Source organism: Streptomyces sp. NPDC012835, assembly GCF_042900885.1.
Lineage (GTDB): Bacteria > Actinomycetota > Actinomycetes > Streptomycetales > Streptomycetaceae > Streptomyces.
In genome coordinates, this window is the sequence record NZ_JBIBBW010000001.1 from 524,094 (window position 1) to 535,588 (window position 11,495).

Below are 11,495 nucleotides of genomic sequence, written 5' to 3' on the forward strand. Positions count from 1 at the left end.
CCGGGGCGCGTGGCCGACAGGGAGCGGCGAGGAGACGCGGAGGGCCGCCGTACGCCATCCTGAGCTGGACGAACAGCACCGGTGCGGGCCTGGGCCCGCGACGGTGACGGCAGTGAAGGACCGGACCCTGATGAAGAACCCCAACGCCGCCCTGATGGCTTTCGTACGCGCCCGGCTCGACGAGGAGGAGGCGATCGCGCGGGCGGCGGGCGCCGACTCCTGGCGCTGCCCGCCCGATCTGCCGGGCGAGGTGCACGACGCCAACGGCACGGTCGCGTTCACGTTGAAGGGGTTCGGCTACGACCGGCACGCCGCGTACCAGGACCCGGCGCACACCCTGCGCAGGATCGAGACCAGCCGGGTGCTCGTCGACGAGTACGAGGAGGTGGCCGCGCTGGACGTGGACCGCCCCGACCAGACGTTCCGGGCGGGCCGGGCGGTCGGGCTCGGTTTCGTCGTACGCCAGTTGGCGGCCGAGCACGCGGGGCACCCGGAGTACCGGGCGGGCTGGCTGCCGAGGTTCTTCCAGTGACGGCCCGGTGGCGGGCGGAGGGGTGGAGCTCACTCCCAGACGACGATGTTGCGCCGGACGGGGACGGTTCCCGGGTCCGTGGCGAACAGTTCGGGTGAGCGCGCTCTGATGCGCTCGACGTCGTCGAACACCGCCCGCAGATGGGCGCGCATCGCCGCCCTGGCCATGGAGACGTCGCCCGCCAGTACCGCGTCGAGGATCTCGACGTGCTGGGCGGCGAAGCCGGACGACGAGGCGGTGTCGTAGAGACCGAGCCGGCGGGCGCGGTCCAGATGTCCCTTGGCGGAGACGACCGTCGCCCAGGCGCTGCCGTGCCCGCTCAGGCGCAGCAGGCACTGGTGGAACGCCTCGTCCAGCTCGAAGAAGCCCTCCAGGTCCAGGCCGGGCCGCTGCTGCGCCTCCAGATTGCGCCGCAGCTCGGCGACCAGCTCGGGGTCCAGCTCGGCGGGGAGGTCCTCGAGCGAGGCCAGCTCGACCGCCTCCCGGAGGAACTGCGCGTCGGCGACCTTGGCCGGGTCGACACGCGAGACGAATGATCCGACCTGCGGAAAGACCTGGACGAGGCCCTCCTCGGACAGCAGGATCAGGCTCTCCCTGACCGGGGTGCGGCTCACGCCGAGGGATGCCGCGAGTTCGTTCTCCGAGAGGGCCGAGCCCGGCGGGAACTCAAGGGTCAGGACCTTGCGGCGCAACGTCGTGTAGACGGCGCGGCGGCTGGTGCTGCGCCGGTTCGATTGAGCCATGCGCTCATCGTATCGGGGCGGGTGCTCCGTGGCCGCACTCCCGTCCGGAGCACGCGCCGACCTGCGAGGCGATGCCGCCGCGGCCCGCTCCGTGCGGTGCCGCACATGTATTGCTTCTCTTCGCGACCAGTGCTTGTATACCAGTCGTGTCGACCAGTGGCGGTCTCCCGCGCCCGGCCGGGCCGGCACGGTCAGGAACGTCCGAAGGAGTGAACCTGTGAGCAAGATCGAACGTGTGGAGGTGTTCGTCGCCTCCCCCGGACGGACCTTCGTCACCCTGCGCGTCACGACGTCGGACGGGGTGACCGGCCACGGCGACGCCACCCTGAACGGACGGGAGCTGGCCGTCGCCAGCTATCTGCGCGACCATCTCGTCCCGCTGCTGATCGGCAAGGACCCGGCGCGCATCGAGGACATGTGGCAGTACCTGTACCGGGGCGCCTACTGGCGCCGGGGTCCGGTCACCATGACCGCGATCGCCGCCGTCGACACCGCGTTGTGGGACATCAAGGGCAAGGTCGCCGGCCTGCCCGTCTACCAGCTGCTCGGTGGCCGCTCGCGCGACGGCGTCCTGGTCTATGCGCACGCCAGCGGTACGGATGTCCCCTCGCTGCTGGACGACGTCGAACGGTTCCTCGCCCTCGGCTACAAGGCCGTACGCGCGCAGGCCGCCGTACCGGACGTCGGCGGGAGTTACGGGGTGCGCAAGGGCAAGGTGTACGAGCCGGCCGCGACCTCGCTGCCCGACGAGCAGCCCTGGGACACCGGGGCGTATCTGCGGTTCGCGCCGACGTATCTGGAGGCGGTGCGCGAGCGCTTCGGCTTCGGCTTCCATCTGCTGCACGATGTGCACCACCGGCTCACGCCCATCGAGGCGGCCCGCTTCGGCAAGCGCGTCGAGGACAGTGAGCTGTTCTGGATGGAGGATCCGACCCCGGCCGAGAACCAGGAGGCGTTCCGGCTGATCCGGCAGCACACGACGACGCCGATCGCGGTCGGCGAGGTGCTGACGTCGATCTGGGACGTGCAGCACCTGATCACCGAGCAGCTCATCGACTATGTGCGCACCACCGTCGTGCACGCCGGCGGCATCACCCATCTGCGCCGGATCTTCGATCTGGCCGCGCTCTACCAGGTGCGGACCGGCTCGCACGGGGCGACGGATCTCTCGCCGGTCTCACTGGCCGCCGCCGTCCATGTGGACATCAGCGTGCCCAACTTCGGTATCCAGGAGTACATGGGGCACGCGGACGAGACCGCCGAGGTCTTCCGCAGCGGGGTGACCTTCGCCGACGGCATGCTGCACCCGTCGGAGGAACCGGGCCTCGGTGTCTCCTACGACGAGAAGGCGGCCGAGCGGTTCCCGTACCAGGCGCGCTATCTGCCGGTGGCGCGCCGACTCGACGGGTCGGTGCACGACTGGTGAGCGGGACGACTTCGTCCGTGCCGGGCGCCGCCGCACCGCCGCCGCTGGGACGTGCCACGCTCGGCCGGCTCGCGCCCGAACTGCGCCCGGCCGTCGATCCGCGCGAACTGCGGCCCCGTACCGTCCACTTCGGCCTCGGCGCTTTCCACCGGGCGCACCAGGCCGTCTACACCGAGCGGGCCTCGGCACGCTCCGGCGAACCGTGGGGAATCGTCGCGGTCGCCCCTCGCTCGGCCGCCACGGTGGCGGCGATGCGGGCACAGGACTGCCTCTACTCGGTGACCGAACGCCGCCCCGAGGGGCCGGCCACGCGGGTGGTCGGATCGGTGACGGAGGTGCTCGCGATGCGGCGGGACGCCGCACGGATCGACGCGCTGCTCGCCTCCCCCGAGGTCACGGCGGTGACACTGACCATCACCGAGAAGGGGCACCACCGCCGTCCCGGCACCGGTGAACTCGACACCTCGGCGCCGGAGATCGCCCGGGACCTCGCGGCGCCCGAGGGCGGCGACCTCACCACGGTCGTGGGACGGATCGCCGCCGGGCTCGCCGCGCGGATGCGCGCGGGAGGCGCGCCGGTCACCCTCGTCTCCTGCGACAACATGGCCGCGAACGGCGCCGCGCTCGCCACGGTCGTACGCGGCTTCGTCGCGGCGTCCTCCTGGCCCGCGCGGCAGGCGGTGCTCGACTGGATGGCGGGCTCGGTGGCCTTCCCGGCGACCGTGGTCGACCGGATCGTGCCCGCGACGGCCGACGCGGACCGGCGGGCGGCCGAGGCGGCGCTCGGGGTGCGCGACGGCGTACCGGTCGTCGGGGAACCGTACCGGAGCTGGGTCCTGGAGGACTCGTTCGCGGCGCCGCGCCCGCCGTGGGAACTCGACGGCGCGCTGTTCGTCGCCGATGTGGTGCCGTACCAGCTCACGAAGTTGCGGCTGCTCAACGGAGCGCACTCCGCCCTCGCCCACCTGGGCGCGGCGACGGGGTGCGGCACCGTCGCCGACGCCCTGTCGACCGACTGGGGCGAGCGGCTCGTACGGGGCCTGTGCGCCGAGGTCGGGCCCACCCTGCCCGCCGGCGGCCCCGATCCGGCGGCCTACGCGAACGATCTCGTGAAGCGCTTCCGCAACCCCTCGATGCGCCATCTGCTCCAACAGATCGGCTCCGACAGCTCGTTGAAGATCCCCGAGCGGTGGTTCGACGCGCTGCGCGCGCTGCGCTCCGCCTCGGCGAGCACCCCGGTGCTCGAACTCGCCCTCGCCGGCTGGGTACACGCGACGCGCCCGGGCCTCGACGGTGGCCAGCTGTACGGGACGAGCGACCCGGCGGCCGGCGCGCTGAGCGCCGGACGGCAGGGCGTGCCGGACACCGAGGACACCGTACGGCGGCTGCTGCGGGTGGTCGGCGCGGCGGACCTGGCCGAGGACGCCGCGCTGGTCGGGGCCGTCACCGCCCGGCTCCCCGCGCTGCGGGCCGGCCGGGTCGAGATCTGACCGCACTCCGCGCCCCGCTCTCCACCCGCGCCCCTCCATCCGAGCCCCTTTGCTGCTCACCCCCGTCCCCCGCCTTACCGCAAGCCCCCGTTCCCGCTCTTGAGCACGGCCCTGAACAACGGAGTTCACCATGACGGACACCACGCGGACGGCGCCCACCGGCCCCGTGACGCGCACCACGCGCGACCTCACCAGAGCCGCCGTCTCCGGCTGGCTCGGTACGGCGATGGAGTTCATGGACTTCCAGCTCTACTCGCTGGCCGCCGCCATCGTCTTCAACAAGATCTTCTTCCCCGATGTCAGCCCGGCCATCGGGCTGATCGCCGCCATGGCGACCTACGGCGTCGGGTATGTCGCCCGGCTGGCCGGGGCCGTCTATTTCGGCCGCATGGGCGACCGGATCGGCCGCAAGAAGGTGCTGTTCCTGACCATCCTGCTGATGGGCGCTTCGACAACGCTGATCGGCGCGCTGCCCACGTACGCGACGATCGGCATCCTCGCGCCGATCCTGCTGGTGGTCCTGCGTCTCGTCCAGGGCTTCGGAGCCGGCGCCGAGATCGCCGGGGCCACCGTCATGCTCGCCGAGTACGCCCCCGCCGAACGCCGGGGCCTGGTCTCGTCGCTGGTCTCGCTCGGCACCAACTCCGGCACGCTGGCGGCCTCGGGGCTGTGGGCGATCCTGCTCGCCGTGCTCAGCGAGGATCAACTGCTCTCGTGGGGATGGCGGTTGCCGTTCCTGCTGAGCTTCCTGCTCATGATCTTCGCGGTCTGGCTGCGCCGCAACCTCAAGGAGAGCCCCGTCTTCGAGGAGCGGCCGGATGTCGTGGACGGTGTGGCGATGACCCGCACCGAGGTGGAGACCGCTCTCGACAACACCTCCCCGGGAGAGCGGCGGGAGAGTGTGCTGGAGGCCGGTGTCCGCCAGCGCAAGGGCAAGGCGTTCTTCCTCGCCCTCGGACTGCGATTCGGCCAGGCCGGGAACTCGGGGCTGATCCAGACCTTCCTGGTCGGCTACATCGCCACGAATCTGCACGCCGACCGGGCCGTGCCGACCGACGCGATCGTCTACGGTTCGCTGCTGGGCTTCCTCACCGTGCCCCTGGTCGGGCTGCTCGGGGACCGCTTCGGCCGCCGTCCGATGTATATCGCCCTGACCTTGCTGACCATGGCCTTCGCCTTCCCGATGATGCTGCTGGTCTCTTCCGGCAGCACCTCAGCGCTGATGCTCGGCATGGTCCTCGGGCTCAACGTCGGGGTCCTGGGTCTGTTCTCGCTGGAGAGCGTGACGATGGCCGAGCTGTTCGGCTCCCGCACCCGCTTCACCCAACTCGCGCTGTCCAAGGAGATCGGCGGCATCCTGGCGACCGCGATCGGCCCGGTCGTCGCGGCGACGCTGACCGCCGTCACCGGCAGTTGGTGGCCGATCGCCGCGATGCTCGTCGTCTACTCACTGATCACCCTGGTGTCCGCGTCGCTCGCCCCCGAGACGCGCGGGCGCGACCTGGTACGTCTGGAGGACGCCGCGTGAAGGCCGTAGTCGTCCACGGGCCGCGCGATCTGCGGATCGACGAGCGCCCCCGCCCGGAACCGGGACCGGGAGAGGTCCTCGTCGCCATGGAGTGGGGCGGGATCTGCGGTTCCGACGTCGCGTACTGGAAACACGGCGCGTCCGGGACAGCCGCGCTCCGGCATCCGCTGGTGCTCGGGCACGAGGTCGCCGGCCGGATCGCCGAAATCGGCCCGGACGTATACGACTTGACGGAGGGTCAGGCCGTCACCGTACATCCCGCGGAGCCGGAGGGGGACGAGCCGCTGCCCGACAGGATCGCCGGCCGCACCAACCTCCACCGGCGGGTCCGGTACTTCGGATCGGCCGCCCTCGACCCGCACACCGATGGCGGGTTCAGCGAGTACCGCGTGGTCCGCGCGGCCCGGATACGCCCGCTGCCCGACGGGGTGAGTACGGAGCACGGCGCACTCGCCGAGCCCCTCGCCGTCGCCCTGCACGCCGTGCACCGCGCGGGAGAGGTGCGCGGCAGGACCGTGCTCGTCAACGGCGCGGGGCCGATCGGGGCGCTGGTCGTGGCGGCGGTGAAGCACCGGGGAGCGGGCACGGTGATCGCGTCCGACCTCTCCGAGTCGTCGCTCCGGGTGGCCCGGGCCATGGGCGCGGACGAGACCGTCGACATCTCCTCGGGCGCGCCGCTGCCCGAGGACGTCGAGCTGTCCTTCGACGCCTCGGGAGCCCCGGCCGCGCTGGGTCCCGTTCTGGGTGCGACCGCGCGCGGCGGCACGCTCGTACAGGTCGGAAACCTGCCGGGGGCCGCCGCGCCCGCCGCGCTCGGGTCCCTGGTGACCAGGGAGATCACCTGGATCGGCTCGTACCGCTTCGTCGAGGAGATCGACGAGGCGCTGGCCGCCATGCGGGAGGGTCTCGACGTATCGCCCGTGATCAGCCACCGCTACGCCCTCGAACAGGCGGCGGAGGCGCTGGCCGTGGCCGCCGGGCGCGGGAGCAGCAAGGTCATGCTGCGGCTGGGCGGGGAGGCGAAGGGGACATGACCGGGGGCGGGCCCGACTTCGCCGGGCCCGCCATCGGTTCCTGGCGTTTTTGGGAGGCTGCGATGACGATCCAGGTCCAGCGTTGGCCGGCCTCGGGGGGCGGAGATCGGGCCGGGTCCAGCCCGGAGTCTGCTTCATGAGGGTACGGTCGGCCGGGGATGAACCGGTCCGAGGACCGTCCGCTGCGGCCGTGGACGTGGCACGTCCACGTGCCGATTGTTCAGCGGGTCGTACAGGGCGCCGCGCCCGTGCCGTTCGCCCCAGGGATCGCCGCACTTCGGAGGCGCTCCCGCGCTGTTCCGCCGGCGGAGAACACCGGCCCGACCGGGCTCGGCGATCACTACAGTCCGGTCTCATGACGACGATGACGACGCGCACGGTCGAGTACCCGGCCGACGGCCTGACGATGATCGGGCACCTCGCGCTGCCGGCCGGCGTCGACCGGCGGCCCGCGGTGCTGCTCGGACCGGAGGGCATGGGGCTCAGCGACGTCGAGCGCCGCCGGGCCGACGCTCTCGCCGAGCTGGGATACGCGGTGCTGGCCTTCGACCTTCACGGCGGGCGCTATGTGAGCGACCCCGAGGAGATGCTGGCGCGTTGCCTGCCGCTGCTCGCCGACCCCGACCGGATGCGGGGCATCGGGCATGCGGCGCTCGACGTGTTGCGCACCGAACCGCGGACCGATCCCGACCGGATCGCCGCCATCGGCTACGGCACCGGGGGCGCCATCGGGCTGGAACTCGGGCGCGACGGCGTCGACCTGCGAGCGATCGGCACAGTCAACGCAACTACCACGGGCCGACCGGGCGAGGCAGCGCGCATCCGCTGCCCGGTGTGGGCCGGTGTCGGGTCGGAAGACCCGATCATGCCGCCCGCGCAACGGGAGGCGTTCACCGCCGAGATGCAGGCCGCGGGCGTCGACTGGCGCCTCACGGTCTACGGCGGCGCCTTGCACGCCTTCCACCACCCGCCGGTCGACCACCCTACGGTCCCCGGCGTCGGCTACCACCCACAGCACGCGCGGCGAGCCTGGCGCGACGTCATCGACCTGCTCACCGAGTGCCTGCCCGTAACGGAGTGATCCGGTCAGCACCAGGGTGCGGGCGTACACGTCGGAGACGGCGGTGACGGTGTCTGCTACAACGAACCCGATGAGCGCGAGGGGGCGTACGAGCGTCATGACCCCCTGCTGAGACCCAGACCTACGGCCTGTCCCGCGATTGATCGCGGTGTGGTCCCCGGTATGGCGCCTGGTCGTCGGCCCCGATCAGCGTGACCCGGCCGGTGTGACCCTGCGGCCCGCAGCGTGAGGGCGGCCGCGGCGTCGGCCACTGCGGCACCAACGACGACAAAGCCGGAGCCGTCAGGCATGCGTGACCTCCGCCATCCGGAGCCGCGTGATGAGGACACGCGGGACACCCGGGCGGCGAGCTGACCCGACCGCACCGGACACAGGATGTCGGGTCCGGCACAGTGGGACTTCCCTAGCGTGGAGATCAGTAAGGGAAGGACGGCCAGGAGTGCTGGAGCGGATGAATCAGGCCATGGACTACATCGAGGACCACCTCGATGGGCCCATCGAAGCGGCCGAGTTGGCCCGTATTGCCATGACGTCGGAGTACCACTTCCGGCGAATGTTCTCCGCGCTGGCGGGCATCCCGCTATCCGAGTACATCCGCCGCCGGCGGCTGACTCTCTCCGGGGCCGAAGTGCTCGCCAGGGAGCGGACGCTGCTCGATGTCGCGGTGCGGTACGGGTACAGCTCGGGCGAGGCGTTCGCGCGTGCCTTTCGCGCCGTGCACGGGGTCGGCCCCGGCGAGGCGCGGCGGACGGGTGCGGCGCTGCACTCCCAGCCGCGGATGTCCTTCCGGCTGATCGTCGAAGGGAGCAGCAGCATGCGGTACCGGGTGGTGGAGAAGGACGGGTTCAGGCTCGTGGGCAGGGGGACACAGGTCCCGCTGGTCTACGAGGGGATGAACCCGGCCATCGTGGAGTTTGTCAAGAGTATCGGCAAGGAGACACTGGGGCGCTGGGAGGAGTATGCGGGCGGGGAGCCCAGCGGTGTAGTTGCCGCCGTCAGCAACCACTCCGCGGACGATGCCGAGGGCACCGAACTCGGCTACTTCCACGGGGTGATGAGCGAAGCGGAGGTGCCCGGGGCTTCGGAGAGCCTCGACATCGAGCCGGGGACGTGGGCGGTGTTCGAGTCCTCGGGCGAGTTCCCGCTGGCGGTCCAGTACCTCTGGCGGGATGTGTACACGCAGTGGTTCCCGTCGAACCCGTACCGGAGCCGGCCGGGTCCGTCGCTCTCGCGCACGCGGGTGTCCGAGGACGGTACCCACGCGGACGCGGAGGTGTGGATTCCGGTGGAACGGGTTGGCGGCTGAACCCCGACGCCGGCTACGGCCTGCGGAGCAGCCCGCCGTATTCGTACAGCCGCTTGTTCTGCTTACGGCCCCGCGACTGATCGCGGTTCGGCCGTGACATGAGGAGGGCCGTGCGGGTTCTTCGCGTGTGATCAAGAAACACGTCCGCACGGCCTTCTCCCCTCCTTACGAACTGGCCTTCACCGACCGGGTGCTGGCCGCCTTGGTCCACCTGCGCACCGGTCTGACCGACGAGGCCCTGGCCGTGATCTACGAGGTGGGATCGTCCACCATCGGCCGGGCGATCAACGAGATCCGCCCGCTGCTGGCCGAGCGTGGTTTCGCCGTGCCCGATCGCCCCGGACTGCGGCTGCGCACCCCGGCCGACGTTTTCGCCTACGCCGGGGCGGAGAACGTCACGCTGCGGATCGACGGCACCCGAAACCCAGGTGTGACGTCCGCAAGCGCACCGTCCAGGACGGCGGGCGTCCGTCTGCGGCAAGCGCAGACAGAACACCATCAAGACCACCACGATCAGCGACCAGCAGGGGCGCACCCTGTACTCCGGCGCCGCGCGGCCCGGCCGCATGTACGACCGGACCGCGATCCGCAGAGCCACCCGCCCAGCCGAACCCCAGGCGGGTACACCCGATATCGATCGCGGGGCAGCCCGTTAGTGTCAGAGTCGAGCTGAGGTCGGAAGCCCCGGAGCTACAACGCTCCGACAGTGGCCGCAGCCGCGGTCGGCGACGCCTCGGCGACAGCCCTCATGTAACCGTCGACGGCATCCCGGTTGCGGATGAGGCACTCGATGCGCCGGTTCATCCGATCGCGCTCGCGCGCGAGGACGACCAACAGCTCCGGGTCGGCGTCCTCGACCACGATCGTGCGGGGCTCGCCCAGGCACGGCAGCATCTGCTTGATGATCCTCGTGGGGATGCCACTGTCGATCAGCCCCCGGATCTGCAGGACCCGTTCCACCAGGTAGTCGTCGTACTCCCGGTATCCGTTGCCCAGGCGCCGTGGCGTGATCAGCCCCTGCTGCTCGTAGTAGCGCAGCGACCGTGCCGGGGTGTCCGTCAGCTTCGCCAGCTCGCCGATACGCACGCGAACCCTCCTTCTCCCGGTCGGGCGGTCACCCATTTGACCTTGACACTAATGTCAAGGATAGACGCTGGACCCGTAGCTCGGCCCCGAGTCCTCCGTCCGACGTCAGCCAAGGAGCACACACGTGAAGAGCAACCCCTCACTTCAGGCCGGGCGGCTGCGCCGCCCCTCGGGCCTACGGTCGCTGACACTCGGCGAGACCATGGTGACCTTCGTGCCGGACGGAGCGGTGAAGTTCTCGCCCCGCGGCTGGCTCCCGGACAGCACCGACGAGGCGTGGGCCGCACATCCCGAGTACCTGGACGAGACCGGCCGGCTCACCGGGTCCATCGGCGCGCTCCTGGTCGAGCACGGCAACCGGGCACTGCTGATCGACGCCGGATTCGGCCCTCAGTCCCTCGCGGCCGAGCCCGGCAGTCCCATCGGGGCACTCCACGGCGGCGACCTGCTGGAGGGCCTGGCCCGCGCCGGCCGCACCCCCGCGGACATCGAGGCCGTGGCCGTCACCCACCTGCACGGCGACCACGTCGGCTGGCTCGCACCACCTCTGCTCGGGAGCGACCTGCCCGCCTTCCCGCAGGCCGAGTACCTCCTCACGGAAGACGAGTGGGCCGCGCGCCACACCATGGAAGCCCATGGCGTGGGCAAGGACCTGATCGACGCGATGGCGCCCAAGGTCCGCACCGTCGCGGACGGGCAGGAGATCTTCCCCGGCGTAACGGTCCGGCTCGTGCCCGGTCACACCCCCGGGCACACCGCCTACGTCATCACCGCGGGCGAGCAGCGGCTCATCGCCTTCGGCGACGCGATGCACTCCCCGATCCAGGTCCGCCACCCCGAGTGGTCCGCCGCCCCCGACCACGACACCGTCCAGTCCGCCGATTTCCGCCGCCGGCTCGTCGCCGAACTCCAGGAGCCCGGCACGATCGGCTTCGGCGTCCACTTCGCCGACATGGTCTTCGGCCATGCCCGCCATGACGGAAACGGCCTCGCCTGGCACCCGGTCGACGCCTGACACCGTGCCCCGGACGAGGAGGGTTGTGGCGCGGGGACCGTGCTGGTGTACTCGTGACCTTTTCCGGTTCGCCGATGAGCATGTGTACGAGCAGCAGGGATTGATCACGCCCCGCCGCCCGGACAGCGGCTGCCTCGCGGAGCGAGTGCTCCGGATCCACGGGCTGATCGACAGCGGCATCCCCACTCGGACCCCCGACCGGGACGCCATCGGCAGCCACCTGGAAAGCGTCACCCACACGCCCAGGTGCACTC

At 71.3% G+C, this 11,495-nt stretch carries 11 protein-coding genes; 9 read left to right on the top strand and 2 right to left on the bottom strand.

Annotated features, from left to right (window positions below; translation table 11 throughout):
- Positions 1-130 precede the first annotated feature (130 nt).
- Positions 131-532 carry a DUF6221 family protein gene (locus tag ACFY6S_RS02125; protein ID WP_388829519.1) on the top strand — a complete coding sequence of 134 codons (402 nt, stop codon included), beginning with the start codon at positions 131-133 and terminating at the stop codon, positions 530-532.
- Between the two features lie 29 nt (positions 533-561).
- On the opposite strand, the gene ACFY6S_RS02130 is transcribed toward ACFY6S_RS02125, so the two are convergent.
- Positions 562-1,275: a GntR family transcriptional regulator gene (locus ACFY6S_RS02130; protein ID WP_388829522.1), complete on the bottom strand. Its 714-nt coding sequence runs from the start codon at positions 1,273-1,275 to the stop codon at positions 562-564.
- A 217-nt stretch (positions 1,276-1,492) separates the two neighbouring features.
- On the opposite strand from ACFY6S_RS02130, the gene manD reads away from it, so the two are divergent.
- From manD to ACFY6S_RS02165, 7 genes are all read left to right on the top strand, one after another.
- Positions 1,493-2,701 carry a D-mannonate dehydratase ManD gene (gene manD, locus ACFY6S_RS02135; protein ID WP_388829525.1) on the top strand — a complete coding sequence of 403 codons (1,209 nt, stop codon included), beginning with the start codon at positions 1,493-1,495 and terminating at the stop codon, positions 2,699-2,701.
- Entirely contained in the window at positions 2,698-4,191 is a 1,494-nt protein-coding gene (locus tag ACFY6S_RS02140) for a mannitol dehydrogenase family protein (protein WP_388829528.1), read from the top strand. Before manD ends, ACFY6S_RS02140 begins: the two co-directional genes overlap by 4 nt.
- A gap of 130 nt (positions 4,192-4,321) precedes the next feature.
- On the top strand, positions 4,322-5,719 hold the full coding sequence (locus tag ACFY6S_RS02145) for an MFS transporter (protein ID WP_388829531.1): 1,398 nt from the start codon (positions 4,322-4,324) through the stop codon (positions 5,717-5,719).
- Positions 5,716-6,753 (top strand): L-idonate 5-dehydrogenase, encoded by a 1,038-nt coding sequence (locus ACFY6S_RS02150; protein ID WP_388829534.1) that lies wholly within the window; start codon positions 5,716-5,718, stop codon positions 6,751-6,753. The genes ACFY6S_RS02145 and ACFY6S_RS02150 overlap by 4 nt, the downstream gene beginning before the upstream one ends.
- A gap of 355 nt (positions 6,754-7,108) precedes the next feature.
- Positions 7,109-7,834, top strand: a complete 726-nt coding sequence (locus ACFY6S_RS02155) for a dienelactone hydrolase family protein (RefSeq protein ID WP_388829537.1) — start codon at positions 7,109-7,111, stop codon at positions 7,832-7,834.
- A gap of 439 nt (positions 7,835-8,273) precedes the next feature.
- Entirely contained in the window at positions 8,274-9,140 is an 867-nt protein-coding gene (locus tag ACFY6S_RS02160) for a helix-turn-helix domain-containing protein (RefSeq protein ID WP_388829540.1), read from the top strand.
- 127 nt (positions 9,141-9,267) lie between these two features.
- A complete protein-coding gene (locus ACFY6S_RS02165; RefSeq protein ID WP_388829543.1) occupies positions 9,268-9,813 on the top strand; it encodes a transposase family protein in 546 nt (181 codons plus the stop codon).
- Positions 9,814-9,830: 17 nt separating this feature from the next.
- Here the strand turns inward: ACFY6S_RS02165 and ACFY6S_RS02170 are convergent, their stop codons facing one another.
- A complete protein-coding gene (locus tag ACFY6S_RS02170) occupies positions 9,831-10,226 on the bottom strand; it encodes a MerR family transcriptional regulator (RefSeq protein ID WP_388829547.1) in 396 nt (131 codons plus the stop codon).
- A 202-nt stretch (positions 10,227-10,428) separates the two neighbouring features.
- Here ACFY6S_RS02170 and ACFY6S_RS02175 point away from each other — a divergent pair, with 202 nt between their 5' ends.
- The gene (locus tag ACFY6S_RS02175; protein WP_388829730.1) at positions 10,429-11,241 is read left to right on the top strand and encodes an MBL fold metallo-hydrolase; all 813 of its coding nucleotides are present in this window, start codon (positions 10,429-10,431) and stop codon (positions 11,239-11,241) included.
- Positions 11,242-11,495: the final 254 nt, after the last annotated feature.